Genomic DNA, 19883 nt, shown 5'->3' with positions numbered 1-19883 from the left:
TAGACGTGCTGAAACTGAAAAAGTTTCTTCTATATAAATAGAACGAAAAATGAATAAAATGAATGTAAAGGAAGCTTGACGTAAAGTTTACTTTACATATATACTCGGTATAAGGGAGGAGGGAGAAATTTCCTTGGAAAATAAAATGGTCGAATACCGAAAAAAATTTGGACTATCTCAAGAAAAATTGGCAGAGAAACTTGGAGTTTCTAGGCAAACTATCATTTCAATTGAAAAGGGAAAATACGATCCATCACTTCCGTTAGCATTTGAAATAGCGAAAACATTTCAGACAACGATAGAACATGTATTTATTTATGAAGGAAAAGAAGAGGGGGAATCAGAATGAATTATTCACAAAAGTACTTTTTAATTATGGGAATTATTTTCTTTATTATGAGTGGAACTATGGTATTAGCAGGCATAATGACGCATTCCGCACCACCGGCTCCAACCTATACAGTACTTGCGATGATGATAATGTGCTTCTGCTTAAGTTACTTACACCCACAATTTAAAGAAAAAGATGAGCGGATGAAACTTATTCGTTATAAAGGAATGTTCTTCAGCTTCTTTGCGCTAACGGCATATTACCTTCTTTTTTCTATCGGTTTAAATCTACACGTAATTACACTATCTGCGGTTGAACTATTAAACATACTAATGGCACTTACGATGAGTACAGTTTTTATCTCATTTGTTGTTTTAGCGAAAAGATATTAAGATGGAAGAGAGAAAGGAAGATTAACATATGCAAATGATGTATGCTTTTGGCATTGGAATTGTATTATTTTTAGCCGTATTCTTATTTATTCGGAAAGACGTTCAAGGTGGGACGTTAACGAAAAGAGGCTTTTATAAAATGATCGGCTGTTTAGTCGTTATGTTTATAGCGATCATCGTAATGATCGTTTTAATAAATCAGTCACTATAGAATGAACCTTACTTGAGTAAGGTTTTTCTTTTTGGTATAAAATCCGAAAATTCCTACGATATCCATTTGCTACATATAATGGATATTATATAATTTAATAAAATGATAGTTAGGGAGCATACTATATGAACAAAAAAACTATCTTCTTTTTATTAACATGTCTACTACTTATAGCTAGTATTACTTATATAATATGTAACAAACGCGAACCAGTGCCACCTATGTTAGTATGGGAGGGTCAGGAATACTACGTTACGAATGAACCTGCCGAAGCTGAAAAAGTTGGACAAAGGATCGGAGAAGTAACAAAGAAAATCGAAACAAGTAAAAAACCTACGAAAAACAGTGAATCCAACATATTACAAGAAAAAACAGAAGTATTCACAATGATAGAAGAAGAAAAAAATCCTCACTCACCTTTAATCATAAAGGAGCCTTATAGTGATGAATATAGAGTAGCAAGACCGATGTTACAAGTACTATAAAGTGAAAAGGAGACTCATATGCAGACAGTAACTTCATATCCATGGTCGTTAAGAAAAATGTTTGTTTTTTCCTATGCTTCATCCTTCCACCAATCGGTGCGATATATATTTTGATGAATAGAGAAGCACTACAAAAGAGAGACTTCATTCTATATGTATTATTTGCTGCTATTAATCTATCACTTTGGTTATCGCTTATGATCTTTGATCGGAGTATGTGGATGGTAGCGGGGCATTATGTACTTGGAGCAATTGTTATTGTATTTTCGAATATGAATAAGAGATAAGCCAGCAACCTGTCACGTATAGTGTATGTTTCAAGTTTTAGTGTGAATTATTTCTATAGTTAAAAAGGTAGTAACCGTGTTACTACCTTGTATCATTACTGTTGATACGAACTCGGTAACCTGATTACCGAGTTGGACGCAATATTGCGGTGTATGTACGCTTAGTATGCGTATGAACAAGGGTGTCGTGAAACACGACCTCCTTAAAGGTTCGTAATAACGATACGACCCTTGATGAAATATCAAAGGTTCGGAATACTATTCCGAACCTTCTTTTTATATCACCGCAATTATCAATGATATTATTGATAATACAATCATAAATAATGAAGCTCAGTCATGAGCTATCGCCCTGTTACCGTCATTCCAGCTGTGTAAATTGTATCTACAGAGCCATCAGCGCCTACTACTTCAACTTTATAACGATATGTGCCTGTGTCCCCAATGTAATCACCAGGTCCTGTGAAAGTAGAAATTTCATCATATCCTCCAGCTGGAACCCATTGATTTTTCCAATTGAAGGAAGAATCATAATAACCCCAATTATCTCCATATTTCTTTTCGATGCTGACATTGTAATGAATTTCTTCTGCTCGGTCATTTGTGATTCTTGCAATTGTGCTGTTACCAAAAGTAACTTGTGTAGAATGTATTTTAACTGTAACACCGTTTACTGTTTCGCCAGGACCACAGATATAATGACAGCCATCCCAATCATCAGCATGTGCCTTTGGTGTATCTAAATTCATAACCGTTAAACCGCCTAAAGCTAACGCACCAGTTAATAATAATTTACCAAATGTTTTCACTTGAAATTCCCCCTAAGTATATTCTCAATTCGTTCGATAGATATCACATTAAGTAGTTTTATAACATTAATCTAATCGAGCGCTTTTTTTCCTCGAGTGTATTCGCTATTAATCTTGTAGTAATCTAATTTCTACATAAAATTTCATAGTTTTGATTCCATGTATGTATCATGATTTACATAGAATAAATCAATTAATACGTTTTGGTTATTTACTTATCCCACCTTCCTTGCTACCTTTTATTGGTAAAACATTGTTTTTATTATATACTATTATTACCTATTTACAAGAGAGAATAATCCTGTATGCAAAAGTGCATAATAAAAAACGAACCAATACTATAGTTCGTTTTTCACCAAGCTAAGCCCGATAAAGCCTCATTAACATTTTCTTCAATTTTTTGATGATACGATTTTTTTACATTTTCAATTATAGATTCGTACCTTCATTTCATATTCTTTATCCACGTTTCTCGTTCAATTTGTCTTTCTTCCCGTTCCCTCTCAATACGTTTCGTCTCATGATCTTTGGCAAATAGATTATTCCACACCTGATATATAAAAAACATCATCATTATCACAACTGACAGAAATAACAAGATCGTCTTTGTTCGTTCCGATATTAATATTTTCTTATTCCGTTTCATCGTTTATTGGGTATCCATTGTAACTTTGATTATTTATTCGAGCAATACTTTTTTGCAATTCAGGTGAATCATTAAATGCGTAACATTGGTACTTCTTATTCTTCCTATTACGTGTCGTATATTCCAAATCATGACCCGCCTTTATTAAATCCATAGCGAGCGTTTTTTTGTAAATTATTTTAATTCCCATATCATATTTCTCCTTTTAGTAATTTGATAGTTTTAATCAATCATTTGTATAACCGTATTGCTTGCGTTTCCTGACGAGTTCATCTCTTTTCTTCATAATGTCAACACGTAAAAATAGATTCACGCCTATCGTCCGTTTAATTGGTTCTAGTTGACTTTTTTTCAATAGCATATTCATACGTGAACGACTGATGCCCAGTATCTCAATCGCTTCGGAAGTAACCAAAATTTCTGTACGAGCAAATTCTCTTTTATCAAACTGTTGTAACTGGAAATTGTTTCATCGGCTAATCCAACAGTTTGAGCACTTTCAGGCACGTAAGCATGCCCTTCATAACGCACATATTCATTTTTCAACCAATAGACCCAATCAAAAATAAAGTTTGTTGTAATGTCAGTCATATAAAATGTTTGAGCATTTTGTGTTTCATGAAATGCTTTTATACTATTAAACATAAGAAGGAATTGGTTTAAAGATTTGGGACGTAAATTCTGTTTCACTTTGGTATCAATGAATCTTTCGAATACACGCTCAACAGAATCTTCTTTTGAAATTTTGCTAGTTTTTCGTTTGTGAGGTTGTCGTTTTTTTACGGTTTCTTTTTCAGTGAAGTAAGTTAAGGACATAAAAAAACCTCCTTCATTCCTATTCAGAATTAAAGGAGGAGTTTCAATCAAAACTTGAGCGGTGCTCAACTATGGTTTTGATTAAATATTAGATTTTTCAACACATGATACATAAGGTAATGACCCCGGAGAGGCTCGAACTCACGACCTCCACCCTGTCAAGGTAGAACGGTATAAGTCCTTAAGTACTCATTAGTGTTCTTTAGCTTGTTTTAGTTCTACTTTTTTATTTAAATGCCACTTCTAATGATGTGTGGTTTCCTAGAATTATTAGTAGTTTGTGACCATTTAGGTGACCAGTAATTACATGGTAAAATGTCAAGAGGGTATTTTTCTATATTTAATAAAAGTTTAGAGGATGAGTGCTAATATGTGTAAAATAGATATAATAGAGAGGAAAGTATCAGTATTATCAATTTATAAAATAGATTAATTTTGTAAGGAGAAAAGAGTAAATATGACATTAAAACATTTGTATATAAAAAATTTTCGTAATATTAAAGATGTTTGGATAGATAATTTAAAAGATGTGAATCTTTTTATAGGTAAAAATAATATAGGGAAATCTAATTATTTAAGAGCAGTACGTTGTTTTTTTAGTGCTATAGAATCTCAAAGTATATATAAGAAAGATATTCTAAAGAGAGAAGATATAATGAGTGGTAATGCTGCAGAAGATTTGCTATTAATGGGCGTTTTGGAAAATAACGGACAATGGTATGTGGCAGGTGTAGGTTGTAAAATAAAAGATAAGGAAGTTTATACATATCATTGCATTATATATTCTCCTAGATTTGGGGAGAAGGAACTTCAAGGTATCCCTATGGAGTATCAAAGATCATTTGATTTGTATAGTGATTATATAGAAAGATTCTTGGAATATATTCATCAAATCAAAATACATAATAAAGTATTAGAAAAATATAAAAGGGATATTGAGTATGTTTCATCTTTAGAAATAGATTTAAAGGTGGAAGAAATTATAAATGTTCATAAGTATATAGAAGACAATTTAAATTTATCAGATGAAACAATGATTTTACTGAAAAAGCAAAACATTGACATGGATAATATTCAAAAGTTTATCATATCGAAATTAGAGGAAATGATAGATATGTATGACCAAAGTATTGAGAGCTTAATTTATGAAATAACGCAAGTAGAAAAAGAAATAAAAATGGCATGGGAATATAACTTGGATGAAATAAACATTAAAACTATTTGTTATCAGAATGAAAATATTGTAATTAATCAAGGTGTTATAAGCGGAATTAAGACAATGTTCCAGGCTGAAAAAAAAGAAGCAATAAATCTTGAAGATGCAAAAAGGATTTTTTCACTAAAAAATAGAAAAGAAACAGTTGATGTTTGGTTGAATTTAAAAGAAATGTGTAGAAGAGTATTAGATATAGAAATAGATGTCTTTTTAAATAGGGAAAATCAGCCGATTATCGACATTGGTAATAACTGGATAAATATTAATGGTACTGGAATAAAAGAAGTCTTTAGAATTATATTGGATATAGAGCTCCTGAGCCCTCAAATTATATTGATTGAAGAACCAGAAATTCATTTGCATTTTGAGCTCCAACAAAGATTAAGTGAATATCTACAGTTAAAAGCAAAACATGCTCAAATATTTATTACAAGCCACTCAACAGCATTTGTAGAAGAGACACATGACAAGTCTGTTTATTTGATTAAAAGAAAAGAAGAAAAAGAAAATAGTATCCAATTATTAGACTCAGAAAGCTTAGATGAGATTATTAGCGAATTAGGCTATAATGCTCAAGCATTGCTAATAAAAAAGATGTTGATATTTGTAGAGGGTAAGACAGATAAAGTGATTGTAGATACATACTTACAAAAATTTCATCCTCATATGTTATCTAAAATAGGTTGCATTGATATGAAGGGTGAAACAAAATATAAATATTTTGCAAACGCTGAATCATTAAAAATCTTTGAGAAAAGTGGTGTAGAAACATTCTTTATTTTAGATTCGGATTATAAAACACAAGACGAAAAAAGCGGAAAGATTAGTCAGCATCCAGAAAAAAGTAGTTTGGTTTTTTGGCCAGGAGTTTGCATTGAAAATCTATTTTTAAACCCAGTAGTTTTAGATAAGTTTATTACCGCTAAAGATAAGACAAAAACTAGGGAATTAGATGAAATAGAAGAGATAATGAAAAAGACTTATGCCGATATAAAAATAGAATCTTCAAGAAAGTATATTCGTGAAAAATACTTGAAAGCTATATATCCCCAAAAAAATACTAAGGATTCTGTTGATGATGTTGATGGTTTAAAAGCATGGTTTAATGAAAAAAGAAATAAAATGAGGGAAGATTTAGATTTAGCTGTTGATATTGATAGCATTGTCGAAGAGTTTGATGCTCTGTGGGAAAATAAATTAGATGAGGTTGTACCGGGGGATAAGTTTTTAATTAAATTCTGTGAAAATATAGGGAACCTTACATATAAAAAGAATGAAAAGAATGTCCGATATTTAATTGATGATCTATCTCAGGAAGAGTGGCCTATTGGTTTTACTCAAATTATGGAAGAGATCATTCAAAAAGCTAATAATAGAGTATTAGAGAGTGTATAGAGAAAAAAAGCCGTCTAATTATACTTTTAGAAATAAAGTAACCATTTATCTGGAATGCTGATAGATAAATGGTTACTAAAAATGTTTAAAAGATTAGCTTTTTTTATTTTACATTTTTGTAATATTAAAGTTGTTTAATTGTAGGGGAATGAATAATATGGTATTTTCTACATTTTTATTTGTTTAATTCTTCTTTTTTATTGACAATTTCATAAAGATCAAAATCTTCATTAATCTTTATTACAATTGCAATTAATAATTTCAAAATCAGTAAGTAATTTCTATAGTTTATTTCTTCATTGCTATTGGCTGTATTCCCTAATCTACCGTGTGCATATTTATTTCTTAGTTGAGGACCATTTTGAAACTTACTATTGTTTAAATAGTAATCAAACATATCTTGTTCTAATTTAGAAAATAAAGTTGATTCGAATTCTACTTTATTTTCTTTATGCATTAATTTTACTTCCGCTTGTAGTTTATTAGACAATCTGTACATACTAATTACATTACAATGGTAAAGTTCATAAAGAATTTTTATTCTTAAAGGATTTTTCCAACTTAAAAATCCATCAATAATAGCTACGTAATCATTATCTATAAGATATTGCAGTTCTGATTTTTGATAGTCTTCAAATTCATCTATCCCCACTTGATGATTTTGTAACAAATCAAAAAATCTTTCACTATCTTTCTGTGGGTTTCCTAAGTATCCAAGGAGCGTTTGGTCTGAAAATAAAAGATAAAATACTGGAGTTAAAATATCCTTTGCATATATATATTTATTCTTTATTAAGCTAGGTACTTGACCGAATGTTATCCCATTGGATGATAATGAAAGCATTTCGTGATTAATTACCCCATAATCAACATAGCTTTTAAATTGTTGTAATGCATATTCTATTTCTGGCAAAATATCTCTGCATTTTTCTTTATATGATGATCCTTCAGAAGGAGCTGTAAAAACGTAGCCTGAAATGGAAAAATCGTCTTTGAGATAAGTTTTAAAAAACCATTCGATTACAGCTTCTAATCTAACATTTTGATTTTTTAATAATGAATAATATAATGCTAGCGAAGCATCTGTTAATATTTCATTACTTTCGAAATTTGCATTAACATGATAGTCCCTTTTGGATTTTAATTGAATAATATCTAGAAATGAGGTTCTAGTAGATACCTTATTTACAAAGTTAATTCTTCCATTACTATCAATAAACTCAAATAACCAAATGAAATTATTTAAAATAGTTTCATATTCTAATTCCTTTTCTAAATAGTTTTTATTATATACTATTTCAATCCCAGTACTATCTAATTTTTGTTCTACTAATTTAGGTGCATCTTTTTGCAGTAAAAACGTATACGTGGTAGATAAATCAGAACTATTTTTAAACAGTAACTCCTCAATATTTTCTTTTCTTTTTTTAGCTTTCCATCTGTGTTCATCTGTAACGGAAAAATCTTTTGTATTATGATTGTTAATGATTAGCTGTAAATAGCTAGTATTCGCTTCTGGAGAGTCAATATAATTACTAATTAACACATTCAATTCATCTTTTGTTAACGATTTAGGTAAATATAACTGCTTTTTATTTGTTTTAGCATCGATAACATATTTATCAAATAATAATTCTATATTAGATGGATCTTTTAATAAAAAGTGTTTTACCAACGTTCCATAATTCTCAACAAGTTGAAGTTGTTGACTTACTTGAGGGATTGAAAATAGATTCTTTGATAGTAGAGTAGCAAAAGTATTTTCATCTATCCGATCTTTCAACTGATATTGCACAAAAAGTTTTAAAAAGTCTTCTCTATATTGCCAATGTAACGTTTCAGCTAATAACTCGATATTTAATTTATCAATACTTGAAAAATAACGTGCAATATAGCCTTTTATACTTTTACAAATTCCTTTTAACTGCTCTTGATGCTCATTTGACCATTGAGCAAAAAACATTTTATTTCCTATGTAAATTGTACAATTATATAGTTCCAGAATATCATTAATTGTATGTCCTTGGTCTTCTTTAAAGTTTAATATTAAGTCTTCTGCTTTTAATAAATAATGACTAGCAGCTAAATCTGTGGTGCTATAAAATTTTACTTTATCCACAAATACATCTCCTTTTAAATATATATGTAATAACGCTATTGTCTCTCCACATATATCCATAGATTTTATAAGAAGAAATGATAATTAAAATGTGTTTAAGGGTGATTATTAGAACGTATAATAATTGTCCTCAAAAAATTTAGAGGTACAATTGGATCTAAAAATATTATTTTCAAAAGGGTTTTATTGATACAATACATTAATAAGATTAAGGATTTTTTGTTTATCAGAATCCGTTAGAATTCGTCCATTGAAATTGACCTTTACATTGGAATTTAATAGTTCTTCAATATTTAAATCATTATTTAAGAATTGAGCTACTAGTTCGTATCCAAAATTGTCTGCAAAACTTTGAACCCATGTACTAACTGCCATTGTCCCCGTAACATAATTAGTAAGTTCTTCAGTACTATGCCCCGTAAGAATCATATTCGAATCAACATTAAGTTCTGTTGCAAGTTTTTTTATATCATTTGCAGTAGGAATTGTATAACCTCTTTCCCAGTTTGAGATTACTTGGGAGGAAACATTAAGTTTTTTTGCAAGTTGTTGTTGAGTCCATTTTCGCTCTTTTCTCAATAACTTAATTTGAGGTCCAATTGAAAAATTTTCGAGGATTTCTTTTTCTTTCATAAATAATGTTCGCTCCATTCCTTTTTATTTCTATTCTATTTTAGCATTATTAACGGATTTTGAAAAAATAATATAAAATAAGGTTGAAAATAACGGATCATGTTAGTATAATCTAACTGAATCCGTTATTTATATTTAATATTATATTTTTTGGTGTAAAACTAACGCATTTCGTTATTTTATGTTTTATAGTAGTGTGTATAGCTTTTAGAAGATGTTGAAAAATATTAAAAGTAGTTAGAAAAATTATGAATAATTCAACGGAAAGTTGAGGAGAAACTTGTGAAAAAATAAAAAAGGTTTAGGAGGATATCTAAAGGGAGCGAAGCAGAGTATCAACTAGATCTTAATTCGGAGAGGGAAGGCATACTAGGCTGTTGTTAGTTGGCTAGACCAAGGTCTCTTAAAGGCCTGGGGCTAGCCTGGGACTTGCAGAGACTCAATGTTAGGAATGAAGTGTTTCATTGATTAAGAATCCCGCAACCATATAACATGCGGGGTTCTAATTACAACATCAGGTAAGGAGGAACATATATTGATTATTAAAGGTATTGATACAGTTGAATTTGGAGTTGAAGTCTTTGACTATTTTCAATCTTTTAAAAGCACATTAGATATGCTAGATTTATTAAAATCTAAAGCTCAAGAAGAATCCAAAGAGTATGAAGTTGAAATAAACGGAATTAGTTTAAAAGTACATAGAAATGGGATTCCTTTCTATTCCTATAAGGTATCATGTAATGATTTTCTAATGTACTTTATGGATAAGCAAGTAAAAAATACGTCACCGATTAAGGTACGGTTTCTTGCATCTTATTTATGGTCACTTGGCTTTGAAAAGGCTGTTAAAGAATTTCTTAATTGGTTAAGTGGTTTTGGAGTCTCTATAACAGATACAAAGTTATCAAGGATTGATGTATGTGTAGATAGTGATGAAACTCCTTTTACTAAATATGATTTGGAGAAAGTAGTAACTAGAGCAAGAGGGAAAGTAAATCATTTTGTAAATGATGAATATTACAATGGAAGTGAATTTAGTGGTTTTACAATAGGGCGTGGCGATCCATTGTTGGCACGTATATATAATAAAACGCTTGAAGTGAAAAAATCTCAAAAAATTTGGTTTTATGATTTGTGGAAAGAACATTTATGGGATGAAATAAAATCTGTATGGAGGGTTGAATTTCAAATTAGAAGAAAATGTCTAAAAGAATTTGGAGTTAGCTCTATAGAAGATTTTATTCTAAAGGAAAATAACATTTGGTCTTACTTAACAATGGAATGGTTAACCCTTAAGGTTCCATTATCAGATAAAAATAAAACTAGGTGGCCGCTAGATCCTAGGTGGACTATCGTTCAAAAAGCAGATTTAACACAAAATTTTTCTCCTATTATAAGAAAAAAAGTGAAAATAGGGAATACAGAACAGCTATTAGATCAAATTGCTGGTTTACTTATTTCAGTGGGAGCCTTAAATAATCATGATAGTTTAGAGGTTACTACTAAAATTGCAAAGAGATGGACTGAATCGAAGTTAAATAAGAAAAACACTACTTTTGATCAAGAAAAAATACAAAGGAATAGGCGCTTTCTATCAACTCATTCGTGCTAAAACAGGAGGATTTTATGAATACATTAGAACAATACCCATCAGTATTAGATGTTGTACATATTCAAGAAATATTAGGAATTGGAAGAAGGCAAGCTTATGAATTAGCTAACTCTGGAGATTTTCATACAGTTCGAATAGGAAGAAGAATTAAAGTATTAAAGACTGTCTTTATATCTTGGCTAGAAGGTAGCGATGTAAAGGAGGGAAATTAATTGGCTGGCTCTGTAAAAAAAGACGGTAACAGTTGGTATTATGTACTAGAACTAGGGAAAGTAAACGGGAAGAGAAGGCAAAAAAAGAAGAGAGGCTTTAAAACAAAAAAGGAAGCACAAAATGCTTTGACTGAAGCAGAACATGCTCTTTTAAAAGATGGTACATTTAGTGAACCGTCTAAAATGTTGTATAGAGAATATTTAAATAGTTGGCTTGATGATAAAAAGATACTTATAAAAGAATCCACCTTTAAAACCTATAGTTGGTTAATAAATAAATATATTATTCCTAATCTAGGAAATATAGAAATTTCCAGAATAAGACCTATAGATATCCAAAAATTGTATAATGAGATAATAAAGAATAATTTATTATCAAGGGAGAATGTACAAAAAATACATTCTTTAATAAATGATTCTTTAAAAAAAGCTGAAAGGTGGGGATTAATAAAACGCAATGTTGCTTCTTTGGTTGATAGACCTAAAGCATATAAAAGTGAATTGAAAGTCTGGGATATAGGAGAGGTTAAGAGTTTTCTAAAGGTAGCAGAAAGTAGTAGATATTATATTGCATTCCTTTTGGCACTTACTACAGGAATGCGACAGGGTGAGATATTAGCTCTAAGATGGAAAGATATTGATTTTAATAATAATACACTTTCAATTAAGCAGACTTTAAATCATGCAGGGAACAAAATAATAGCAGGAGCAAAAACAAAGTCTGGACAAAGAAGCATTGCATTACCTAATGAAACAATAAATTTTTTAGTAAAGCATAAAGAAACCATTGATAATGAAAAAAGAGTGGCAGGGATTTTATATACAAACCATGATCTTGTTGTATGCACAAATATTGGGACACCATGTTTACCTAGAAATTTATTAAGGTCTTTTTATAGCTTAATAGAGAAAATAGATATAACAAAGATTAGATTTCATGATTTAAGGCATACACATGCAACTTTGTTATTGAAAGAAGGTGTTCATCCTAAAGTGGTTGCAGAACGGCTGGGGCATTCAAATATACGTGTCACATTAGATACTTATAGTCATGTATTACCGAGTATGCAACTTGAAACTGCAAATAAAATAAATGATCTAATATTTTAAGTTATTTTACAGGAGGATGTTTAAAATGGAGAAAAATATTTTAAATGGTTTATTAAAACAAAATACGCCAATTAATTTTATTGAAGGCAAGGATATAAGGGTTGTTATTCAAGATGATGACATTCAAAATGAAGGATGGAAATCAGGTATTAAGGCAATAAAACTTTTGATTGATGAGTTGCCTGTAGGGTTTATTCAAAAAGATACAGAGGACTTTTTAATTAACGAAAAAATTGCTTTTCTTTTGCTTAATTCAATTGCTGAATTGTTGAAGGATAATGACCCTATTGGATTCATTCGCAATAAAAATAATATGGAAGTAATACGTTATTTCATAGAATTAATAAGTGATCAGAAGTGGGAATCTAATCCGGCATTTCAAGAGTTTATTTAAGGGTGAAACGACGATTGAACAACAGCATTAGAAGGAGATTATTGATGTCTTATTGCTATTGTACGAAGTGTGAGAGTGTTTATAGATGTGAAGATATAAAAATGTGTTGTGGTAATAAAAATAATTTAATTGATTGGGAAGAATTTGCTTTTATTATGGGATATCCTTTATATCCTGTTAAGAAGAAATATGTTGGGTTTCATTTGGATCTATATAAACGTTTAGATGCTAAATCTATGTATGATCTTAGGGCATATAATCCTGAACTTTTTTATTATGAGTTTAATGGTTGGAAAGAGATTGAATTAAAAAAATAAAAATGATAAATAAGTATTAGAATTAGAAATGTAATAACGTAATGTAAAAATTAAAGGATTTATAGCTTGAGTCATAAAGTTGCATGTGAATAACCCATAACTTTGCATAAAAACGCGAATTTTTAGCACAAATATAGAAAACTTCTAATTTGAAATAACCTATAAACTTGCAGAAAGTATATATTGGAAGCATAACTCTACAGAAAGTTATAAAAAATCATTCAACTTTTCAAATTATTCTATGTACACTTTTCTACCTCTTCCAAATAAATAAATGCTAAAATTGATATATTAATTTTAAGGAGCCGATATTATGACTGATTCCAAAAGACCATTGAGCAGTTTAGTTATTCGGAATTTAATGCTTGAAGCACTTGGTTATAAAGAAAATGACCTTGGTTTAGACGATGATAATTTTAAAAAATATAGATATAGTGGAAGTCAAAGAAACCTGTATACAATTACAGAGCTTTTAGCTATTAAGCATGGACTTATAGAAAAAACGGTGGAGATTCCTATCATTGCATGGGGAGCTGAAGGGCGTAAACTTTATCCACAGAGCAACACAAATTTTATGCCTCAAGAAATCCAAGGGCTATTTGAAGGTTTTTGGTTGCTCCTCAATCAGAATATTATTGCTCCAGGGGCATTTGGTGAAAGCGAAAATTTACCTTATTTTCACGTTACTCCACATGGATTAACATGCCTAGACACAAAAGAAATATTACCATATGATATAGATGGCTATTTAAAAAAGATCTATTCTATTAATCAGATTGACGAATGGGTAAAGTCTTATATGACAGAAGCAGTGCGGTGTTTTAATTCAAATTGTCACCATGCAGCAACTATTATGATAGGATTAAGCGCTGAAAAGTTAACTCTTAATTTGATTGATGCGTTCAAAACTTATTTACAAAAACATCAGGCGAACCTTAAGATAAAACAGAACGCTGGAATTAATATTCCACTTGATTTAAATTTTTCTACTAAAGTAGATAGCACATGGATGATTTCTCAAAAATACCAAGTCTTCCAGACATTTTATGATGCAATTATTAACCATCCTAAGGACGTAAAAAGTTGTATAGATACCTCTTCAAGAAATGTATTCTCTGAATATATTCGCCTAACAAGAAACGAAGTAAGCCATCCAAATGATTTAAAGAAAGATTATACAGAAACGCTCTTATTGTTTGTGAGTTTTATAAAATATATTGAACTTATGACTAAGTTAATTGATATGTTTCAAAATATTTAGAATATAGAAATCGGGGGCTATTTATGTTATATCATCTTACCTTTGATCCGAATAAAGCTTTATCAATTTATGATAATGGATTAAATAATTCACTTCCCAACGACGGAACAATTGAGTTGGATAAAATGTTCATTCGAAAATATGGTTTAAATCATCAAGTTGTTCAAGCAAGAAAACAAGCAATTTACCTTTATTACGATAGATACTTACCTTCTATACTTAATCAGATGGATCGAAATGCTTATATATTCCGTATATTACCAGAGAAATTGGATCTTAATAAGATGTATGTATCTGATCAACATTATCTCAATCAAATATTCGATGGAGTGGCTACAAGTCAAAAGGATATAGAATGGAATTTACAGAAATATGTTGAACACTTTAAACATATAAAAGATTATAATGAAGATACTGATAATTACTCATATGCAGAACATCTTTATTTAGATTCAATTCCCGTCCAAGCAATTCAATTGGTTAGAAAGCCTTTGTTAAATATCTAAAAATAAATCTGTATATAATAAAACGAAAATCTGCACTTTAGATATATATACAGATTTTCGTTTTATATTTTTATCAAAGTAGAACTTAACTCATAGATTCGCATAACAATCCCCCATAACTTTTCGTAAAATTATACTAAATTTGTTTTGTATTCCTTTTAATTAAATAAAAAACAATAACTCAAGGGAAGCATAAAACCACATTTTATGCAAAGTTATGTTCCCTGTTATAGGATTTGTAGTTTGGAAAAAGCCGTGGAATAAATAACCGAATTGTATCCTTTACGAAATAATTTAGGACGTAGTCCTAAATTATTTCGTAAAGGGGAGCAAGCGAAGCGCGGTAGTAAATGAACAACTTGATGGTAGGGTGACCAATTTGTGACCAGAGAGTTTGCGAAGGCCTTAGAATTGAGAAAAACAAAATAAAAGCCCCTTGATTATCAAGGGGTTTCTCCTATGACCCCGACTGGCCTCGAACCAGCGACCTCCACCCTGTCAAGGTGGCGCTCTCCCTGCTGAGCTACGGGATCTTTAAAAATGCGTATGTAACAGCATCTTTAATCTTTATGCTAAAGTAATTATATATAATTGACTGAAATTTTACAATATTTTTATATTAAATTTTTGAAGGGAAAGTAGTTGGAATGGCGCTAGTCGTGTATTAAGGAATATATAAATAGAGAATGTAATGAAAAGTGAGTTCGAATAAAGTGGTTATATTATTTTTTTCGATGCCAATCTAAAGGACCTTCATCACTTAAATCAACAAGAAAAGGGAATAAGAAGTGTAAAGGTAAGCTAATAAGTTCTGGCATAGCGTTCAATGTTTTCTTTGATAGATACTGCCTTCCGAAACAATATGGACAATCTTTTTCAAATGTCACGAGTATTGACCATACATCTGTTATTGTCCACTTCGTTTTACAATACGTACAACGCGCCATGGGGTTCCTCCTCATTGTAAGGTTTCTTCTAGTATATTCCATTTTGTTGTACTGAAGTCATTTGTATTTGGTGTGATAAAATGTAAGTTGTTTTGTTTTTTATGTGGATTTATTTAGTCATTTATGATCATTTACATATCGTTTGCTATTTTTGCAGGATGATAGGTTTTTGGATTCAATATACAAATTGGCCAATATATCCTTTTTACAATTTACTTAAAATCATGTATAACAGAGATACAAGATTATTTTATAATTATTCAGAAGTAAAGGGAGAATTATTGTAATGGTAAGGAAAACGTTCAAGATGCGCGTATCTAGAAATAGAACGATTTCGATTAATGGCTCGATTCTTGATGTGGATGTTACACATGATGAATTTTTACAAGAGTTTGTTGAGTGGGTCGATTCTAAAGGCTGGTCGTTTATGGGGATGACAGATGAGATTACACCCGAGGAAGCTAGTCAAAATTTAATAGATTCATTGATTGATGAGAAGGATAAGAAAGAATAATTCCTTCTTATTTTTTACTGTATATTTATGTTCTTCATCGTAAAAGTATGATATAGTAAAAAACAGTGAATGTTCTTCCAATTTAATACAAATTACATATGGATTGGTAGATTCAGTTTTTTAGCTGTGAGAGTATAGTGAAAAGGGAGAGTCATATGGTAAATTTTAAGAAAATTTTGGCTTTTTTTACCGTTATTTGTTTATTTTTTTTGACACCTATGACGTTACGTGCTGAGACGAATATTGGAGTGAATCCAGAGCAAGTGGCACCACCACCTGCGGAAGGACCAAATGTTTTTAGTCAGTTTGCAACTGCGATTGATGCGAAAACAGGAGATGTTTTGTATGACAAAAATGCACATCATCGCGCATTTCCAGCAAGTATGACGAAAGTGTTAACAGCAATTTTACTTATGGAGCATACGAAGCCAGAGGATCAATTTACGTTTTCACAATTAGCATTAGATCAAGAGAAGAGTAATTATCAAATTGAGTTTCAACCTGGTGAGACGATTAATCGTAATACTGCGCTTATGATTTTAATGGTGCTGAGTGCGAATGATGTGTCATATGCGATTGCAGAGCGTATTGGCGGAAGTGTTGAGAATTTCGCTCATATGATGAATGAGAAAGCGAAGCAATTAGGGGCTACAGATAGTCACTTTGTCACACCAAATGGATTGCATGATCCGAATCATTATACAACACCATTTGATATGGCTATGATTACGAGAGGTGTGCAAAAGTATCCAGAAATTTTGCAAGCAATGAATACGAAAAGAACGACAGTTACGACATCTAGGCAGACGGTGTCTATTTTTAACAAGTCTACTTATTTTGAAAACCCATATAGTATTGGCGGTAAGACGGGTTTTACAAATGAAGCGCGCAATACGCTCGTTTTATTAAATGAGAAGGATGGAAATCGTATTATAAATGTAGTAATGGCTTCTCAAAGACCTGAAATTTATGAAGATTTGAAGCAGATGGCGGACTATTCTTTCGGTCAATTTGTGAAGCAAACTGTACTAGATAAACATAGCTGGCATCAAAAGGCAACGTATTTAAATAAAGATATCGATAGCGAGCTTGAAAAAAGTGCAGAGCTTATGCTTAAGAAAGATGAAGGGAAAAATGTGAGGACGATTTTCCGTGCGGCCTCATTAGATAAAGATTCTTTATATCATAAAGGAATTCATCGTGGTGAAGTAGTTGGGGCAGTTGATATTACGAAAAATAATCAAACAATTGCGACGGTAAATGTTCTTTCTAAAGAAGATGTTACTTTTGCGATGCCTAAAAAAGATACGGTTGAACCTGAAGTAAATGAATCAAATGTGAAAATAATAAGCATTGGGATAGGTGCCGTTGTATTATTGGGAGCAATTTTATTTGTAGTGCTACGCCGAAATACAAAAGGAATGAAATCAGAAGAAAAATAAAATACTAGTTAAAAGGCTGTGAAGAGACTTTGTAACAGCCTTTTTTATATGTTTAAAATAACTAATAATTGTAAATTTTCTTATTGCATTTATGTATTGTTCGTTATATTATTTAGTTGTGTTCTTGTTAAAGAACGAAGGTGAATATTGCATACTTCAAATAATATAAAACAACGGAGAGGGAGAGAAACGATGAAATTAATTTGGAAGGTGATTAGCAACGTTATCTCATTTGTTTTATTTGCATTGATGATTTGCTTAGCTTTTGTAGTTATTTCTTCAAAAGCGAGTGGTGGGGATCCAACGGTGATGGGATATCAATTTAAATCAGTGTTATCAGGATCGATGGAACCGACATTTTTAACAGGATCAATCATTGCGATAGAGCCGACGAAAGATGGTTCTAAATATCAAAAAGGCGATGTTATTACCTTTAAAGAGAAAGATGAAAAAATTATCACTCACCGTATTATCGGTGTGAAAGATACAAATGGAAAAGTAATGTATGAAACAAAAGGGGATAACAACAACGGTGCTGATTTAGAACCAGTACTTGCGGAGAATGTCATTGGGAAATATGCGGATATTACAGTTCCTTATGCAGGATATGCATTAAATTATGCTAGTTCAAAGGCTGGAGCCGCATTGCTTCTTATTATTCCAGGGGTCTTTTTACTAGGCTATTCCGCGATTTCTATTTTTGGCGCGATTCGTAGTATTGACGGGGAAAAGAAAGAGAAAAAAGTAGAACAATCCGTCTAGTTCGTTTGGTTATACATTCCGTTTAGGAAGTTAACAAATATATAGATTAAGGGGATATGGACATGACTTTAAAGAAAAAATTAGGTATGGGTATCGCATCAGCAGTGTTAGGGGCAGCATTAGTTGGTGGAGGAACATTTGCATTTTTCAGTGATAAAGAAGTGTCAAACAATACATTTGCGTCTGGTACACTTGATTTAGCGATCAATCCAACAACAGTTGTTAATGTATCGAATTTAAAACCTGGCGATACAATTAAAAGAGATTTTAAACTAGAAAATAAAGGATCTTTAGATATTAAAAAGGTTCTATTGAAAACAGATTATAATGTAGATGATGTGAAGCAAGATAATAAAGATGATTTTGGTAAACATATTAAAGTAACATTCTTAAAAAATGTAGACAAGCATGAAACAATTGTAAAAGAAACAACGCTAGATAAATTGAAAGGTGACACACTTACAGCGGTAGATAATGATTTAGCTGCTTGGTTCTGGGATGAAAAAGGTATTTCAGCAGGTAAATCTGATAAATTCACAGTGAAATTCGAGTTTGTTGATAATAAAAAAGACCAAAACCAATTCCAAGGCGATAAACTAAATTTAACTTGGACGTTTGATGCACAACAAACAGAAGGTACAGAAAGATAAATATATTGTAAAAGGGGCTATCAATTTGATAGCCCCTTTTATAGTTAAATAGTTTGATTGGAGCGTATTTTTCTAGTATATGGCTATCATTTTTTACAGGTCTTTATTATAATAAAAGTAACGTTCTGTATAAAGAACATATTGTTCGATGGGAGAGATTAAGATGCTGAAAACACCTCACAAATTAAAAAAGATGCTTATATTGCCTTGTATGTGCTCCATTACGTTTTATTTAGGCTCTCAAATAATGACGTATACAGAAGCTGCATTTATTCATGAAACGAAAGTGGAAGCCGCTTTTTCTACAGCGATTATATTTCCAAAAACAGTTGATACATTAAAAGAGGAAGCTGAGAAACATAAACAGTTTATTGAGCATGAGTATGGAGAAATGAAGGGGAAGTTGGCAGTAACTTCTATAGAAGAAATTGAACAGGCAATTGTAGTGTGGCAACAAGGACGTGAGAAAATTGCTTCTGAGGAGGAAGCGCTGCAAAATGTATATACTGCAATAGAAATTCCTTATAATCAAATACAAGAAGAATTAAAAGTGAATAAAAGTGAATCGATTCAACAAGTGGCCGTATATGTGAATGAAGGTTTTCAAAGTATAAAAGAGAAGCGCGATTATATTGTGAAAGAAGCTAGTTTGCAAGCCATTGATGGACAAATTCAGGCTCTTCACCAACAATTAAATGATGCGATAGAGGCAGAAAAGGAGAAACAAGTAGAAGAGCAGAAGAAAGTAGAAGAGCAGAAGAAAGTAGAAGAGCAGAAGAAAGTAGAAGAGCAGAAGAAAGTAGAAGAGCAGAAGAA

The 19883-nt window shown here is 31.2% G+C and carries 23 protein-coding genes, 1 tRNA gene and 1 pseudogene; 18 read left to right on the top strand and 7 right to left on the bottom strand.

Annotation, left to right across the window (positions count from 1 at the left end; translation table 11 throughout):
* Nucleotides 1–133: 133 nt before the first annotated feature.
* The 5 genes and pseudogenes from MR115_RS17695 (at nucleotide 134) to MR115_RS17675 (ending at nucleotide 1706) form a co-directional block, all read left to right on the top strand.
* A complete protein-coding gene (locus tag MR115_RS17695; protein ID WP_063260289.1) occupies nucleotides 134–349 on the top strand; it encodes a helix-turn-helix transcriptional regulator in 216 nt (71 codons plus the stop codon).
* Nucleotides 346–723, top strand: coding sequence for a hypothetical protein (locus MR115_RS17690; RefSeq protein WP_063260290.1), 378 nt, complete (start codon nucleotides 346–348; stop codon nucleotides 721–723). The genes MR115_RS17695 and MR115_RS17690 overlap by 4 nt, the downstream gene beginning before the upstream one ends.
* A 28-nt stretch (nucleotides 724–751) precedes the next feature.
* Nucleotides 752–934: a DUF3976 domain-containing protein gene (locus MR115_RS17685; RefSeq protein ID WP_064476764.1), complete on the top strand. Its 183-nt coding sequence runs from the start codon at nucleotides 752–754 to the stop codon at nucleotides 932–934.
* A 125-nt stretch (nucleotides 935–1059) separates the two neighbouring features.
* Nucleotides 1060–1419: a hypothetical protein gene (locus MR115_RS17680; protein WP_242242168.1), complete on the top strand. Its 360-nt coding sequence runs from the start codon at nucleotides 1060–1062 to the stop codon at nucleotides 1417–1419.
* An 18-nt stretch (nucleotides 1420–1437) separates the two neighbouring features.
* Nucleotides 1438–1706: pseudogene (locus MR115_RS17675) on the top strand (hypothetical protein).
* 344 nt (nucleotides 1707–2050) lie between these two features.
* On the opposite strand, the gene MR115_RS17670 reads toward MR115_RS17675, so the two are convergent.
* The 3 genes from MR115_RS17670 to MR115_RS17660 all read right to left on the bottom strand — a co-directional run bounded on the left by MR115_RS17670 (nucleotide 2051) and on the right by MR115_RS17660 (nucleotide 3977).
* Nucleotides 2051–2515, bottom strand: a complete 465-nt coding sequence (locus MR115_RS17670) for a hypothetical protein (RefSeq protein WP_242242167.1) — start codon at nucleotides 2513–2515, stop codon at nucleotides 2051–2053.
* 632 nt (nucleotides 2516–3147) lie between these two features.
* Nucleotides 3148–3351: a hypothetical protein gene (locus MR115_RS17665; RefSeq protein ID WP_242242166.1), complete on the bottom strand. Its 204-nt coding sequence runs from the start codon at nucleotides 3349–3351 to the stop codon at nucleotides 3148–3150.
* Nucleotides 3352–3524: 173 nt separating this feature from the next.
* The gene (locus tag MR115_RS17660; protein ID WP_242242165.1) at nucleotides 3525–3977 is read right to left on the bottom strand and encodes a phage integrase SAM-like domain-containing protein; all 453 of its coding nucleotides are present in this window, start codon (nucleotides 3975–3977) and stop codon (nucleotides 3525–3527) included.
* A 457-nt stretch (nucleotides 3978–4434) separates the two neighbouring features.
* On the opposite strand from MR115_RS17660, the gene MR115_RS17655 reads away from it, so the two are divergent.
* Nucleotides 4435–6588 carry an ATP-dependent nuclease gene (locus tag MR115_RS17655; RefSeq protein ID WP_205190548.1) on the top strand — a complete coding sequence of 718 codons (2154 nt, stop codon included), beginning with the start codon at nucleotides 4435–4437 and terminating at the stop codon, nucleotides 6586–6588.
* A 175-nt stretch (nucleotides 6589–6763) separates the two neighbouring features.
* Here the strand turns inward: MR115_RS17655 and MR115_RS17650 are convergent, their stop codons facing one another.
* Both MR115_RS17650 and MR115_RS17645 read right to left on the bottom strand, forming a co-directional pair.
* The gene (locus tag MR115_RS17650; protein WP_225913361.1) at nucleotides 6764–8707 is read right to left on the bottom strand and encodes a hypothetical protein; all 1944 of its coding nucleotides are present in this window, start codon (nucleotides 8705–8707) and stop codon (nucleotides 6764–6766) included.
* Between the two features lie 183 nt (nucleotides 8708–8890).
* On the bottom strand, nucleotides 8891–9340 hold the full coding sequence (locus tag MR115_RS17645) for a helix-turn-helix domain-containing protein (protein ID WP_225913360.1): 450 nt from the start codon (nucleotides 9338–9340) through the stop codon (nucleotides 8891–8893).
* 535 nt (nucleotides 9341–9875) lie between these two features.
* Here MR115_RS17645 and MR115_RS17640 point away from each other — a divergent pair.
* The 7 genes from MR115_RS17640 to MR115_RS17610 all read left to right on the top strand — a co-directional run bounded on the left by MR115_RS17640 (nucleotide 9876) and on the right by MR115_RS17610 (nucleotide 14752).
* On the top strand, nucleotides 9876–10952 hold the full coding sequence (locus tag MR115_RS17640; RefSeq protein WP_205190545.1) for a replication initiation factor: 1077 nt from the start codon (nucleotides 9876–9878) through the stop codon (nucleotides 10950–10952).
* A gap of 14 nt (nucleotides 10953–10966) precedes the next feature.
* The gene (locus tag MR115_RS17635) at nucleotides 10967–11164 is read left to right on the top strand and encodes a helix-turn-helix domain-containing protein (protein ID WP_001093894.1); all 198 of its coding nucleotides are present in this window, start codon (nucleotides 10967–10969) and stop codon (nucleotides 11162–11164) included.
* Nucleotides 11165–12274, top strand: coding sequence for a tyrosine-type recombinase/integrase (locus MR115_RS17630; RefSeq protein ID WP_205190544.1), 1110 nt, complete (start codon nucleotides 11165–11167; stop codon nucleotides 12272–12274). It abuts the gene before it with no gap.
* Between the two features lie 25 nt (nucleotides 12275–12299).
* Nucleotides 12300–12668 (top strand): hypothetical protein, encoded by a 369-nt coding sequence (locus MR115_RS17625; RefSeq protein ID WP_225913359.1) that lies wholly within the window; start codon nucleotides 12300–12302, stop codon nucleotides 12666–12668.
* A gap of 14 nt (nucleotides 12669–12682) precedes the next feature.
* Nucleotides 12683–12985: an aldehyde dehydrogenase gene (locus MR115_RS17620; protein ID WP_242242164.1), complete on the top strand. Its 303-nt coding sequence runs from the start codon at nucleotides 12683–12685 to the stop codon at nucleotides 12983–12985.
* A 313-nt stretch (nucleotides 12986–13298) separates the two neighbouring features.
* The gene (locus MR115_RS17615) at nucleotides 13299–14246 is read left to right on the top strand and encodes a hypothetical protein (protein ID WP_205190542.1); all 948 of its coding nucleotides are present in this window, start codon (nucleotides 13299–13301) and stop codon (nucleotides 14244–14246) included.
* Between the two features lie 23 nt (nucleotides 14247–14269).
* Nucleotides 14270–14752 (top strand): hypothetical protein, encoded by a 483-nt coding sequence (locus MR115_RS17610; RefSeq protein ID WP_205190541.1) that lies wholly within the window; start codon nucleotides 14270–14272, stop codon nucleotides 14750–14752.
* 460 nt (nucleotides 14753–15212) lie between these two features.
* On the opposite strand, the gene MR115_RS17605 is transcribed toward MR115_RS17610, so the two are convergent.
* Together MR115_RS17605 and MR115_RS17600 are read right to left on the bottom strand one after the other, a co-directional pair.
* Nucleotides 15213–15285: transfer RNA gene (locus MR115_RS17605), tRNA-Val, on the bottom strand.
* 189 nt (nucleotides 15286–15474) lie between these two features.
* Nucleotides 15475–15699: a hypothetical protein gene (locus MR115_RS17600; RefSeq protein ID WP_242242163.1), complete on the bottom strand. Its 225-nt coding sequence runs from the start codon at nucleotides 15697–15699 to the stop codon at nucleotides 15475–15477.
* Nucleotides 15700–15985: 286 nt separating this feature from the next.
* Here MR115_RS17600 and MR115_RS17595 point away from each other — a divergent pair, with 286 nt between their 5' ends.
* From MR115_RS17595 to MR115_RS17575, 5 genes are all read left to right on the top strand, one after another.
* Nucleotides 15986–16213, top strand: a complete 228-nt coding sequence (locus MR115_RS17595) for a hypothetical protein (protein ID WP_000251865.1) — start codon at nucleotides 15986–15988, stop codon at nucleotides 16211–16213.
* A gap of 155 nt (nucleotides 16214–16368) precedes the next feature.
* Nucleotides 16369–17655, top strand: a complete 1287-nt coding sequence (locus MR115_RS17590) for a D-alanyl-D-alanine carboxypeptidase family protein (RefSeq protein ID WP_242242162.1) — start codon at nucleotides 16369–16371, stop codon at nucleotides 17653–17655.
* A 192-nt stretch (nucleotides 17656–17847) separates the two neighbouring features.
* Nucleotides 17848–18417, top strand: a complete 570-nt coding sequence (sipW, locus tag MR115_RS17585) for a signal peptidase I SipW (RefSeq protein ID WP_242242161.1) — start codon at nucleotides 17848–17850, stop codon at nucleotides 18415–18417.
* Between the two features lie 62 nt (nucleotides 18418–18479).
* Nucleotides 18480–19067 (top strand): CalY family protein, encoded by a 588-nt coding sequence (locus MR115_RS17580; protein WP_242242160.1) that lies wholly within the window; start codon nucleotides 18480–18482, stop codon nucleotides 19065–19067.
* A gap of 163 nt (nucleotides 19068–19230) precedes the next feature.
* Nucleotides 19231–19883, top strand: a 653-nt coding sequence (locus MR115_RS17575; protein ID WP_242242159.1) for a DUF4047 domain-containing protein, incomplete at its 3' end; no start/stop codon positions are given.

This window comes from Bacillus cereus group sp. BfR-BA-01309 (assembly GCF_022664315.1).
GTDB lineage: Bacteria > Bacillota > Bacilli > Bacillales > Bacillaceae_G > Bacillus_A > Bacillus_A mobilis.
The sequence above is the reverse complement of the archived record's forward strand: the minus strand, read 5'-3'. Positions and strand labels throughout refer to the sequence as shown.

Excerpts from the sequence above, each read along its gene's own strand:
- MR115_RS17690 (WP_063260290.1), top strand. The coding sequence starts at position 346 with ATGAATTATTCACAAAAGTACTTTTTAATTATGGGAATTATTTTCTTT.
- MR115_RS17685 (WP_064476764.1), top strand. The coding sequence starts at position 752 with ATGCAAATGATGTATGCTTTTGGCATTGGAATTGTATTATTTTTAGCC.
- MR115_RS17680 (WP_242242168.1), top strand. The coding sequence starts at position 1,060 with ATGAACAAAAAAACTATCTTCTTTTTATTAACATGTCTACTACTTATA.
- MR115_RS17665 (WP_242242166.1), bottom strand. The coding sequence starts at position 3,351 with ATGGGAATTAAAATAATTTACAAAAAAACGCTCGCTATGGATTTAATA.
- MR115_RS17660 (WP_242242165.1), bottom strand. The coding sequence starts at position 3,977 with ATGTCCTTAACTTACTTCACTGAAAAAGAAACCGTAAAAAAACGACAA.
- MR115_RS17655 (WP_205190548.1), top strand. The coding sequence starts at position 4,435 with ATGACATTAAAACATTTGTATATAAAAAATTTTCGTAATATTAAAGAT.
- MR115_RS17645 (WP_225913360.1), bottom strand. The coding sequence starts at position 9,340 with ATGAAAGAAAAAGAAATCCTCGAAAATTTTTCAATTGGACCTCAAATT.
- MR115_RS17635 (WP_001093894.1), top strand. The coding sequence starts at position 10,967 with ATGAATACATTAGAACAATACCCATCAGTATTAGATGTTGTACATATT.
- MR115_RS17625 (WP_225913359.1), top strand. The coding sequence starts at position 12,300 with ATGGAGAAAAATATTTTAAATGGTTTATTAAAACAAAATACGCCAATT.
- MR115_RS17615 (WP_205190542.1), top strand. The coding sequence starts at position 13,299 with ATGACTGATTCCAAAAGACCATTGAGCAGTTTAGTTATTCGGAATTTA.
- MR115_RS17610 (WP_205190541.1), top strand. The coding sequence starts at position 14,270 with ATGTTATATCATCTTACCTTTGATCCGAATAAAGCTTTATCAATTTAT.
- MR115_RS17600 (WP_242242163.1), bottom strand. The coding sequence starts at position 15,699 with ATGGCGCGTTGTACGTATTGTAAAACGAAGTGGACAATAACAGATGTA.
- MR115_RS17595 (WP_000251865.1), top strand. The coding sequence starts at position 15,986 with ATGGTAAGGAAAACGTTCAAGATGCGCGTATCTAGAAATAGAACGATT.
- MR115_RS17590 (WP_242242162.1), top strand. The coding sequence starts at position 16,369 with ATGGTAAATTTTAAGAAAATTTTGGCTTTTTTTACCGTTATTTGTTTA.
- sipW (WP_242242161.1), top strand. The coding sequence starts at position 17,848 with ATGAAATTAATTTGGAAGGTGATTAGCAACGTTATCTCATTTGTTTTA.
- MR115_RS17580 (WP_242242160.1), top strand. The coding sequence starts at position 18,480 with ATGACTTTAAAGAAAAAATTAGGTATGGGTATCGCATCAGCAGTGTTA.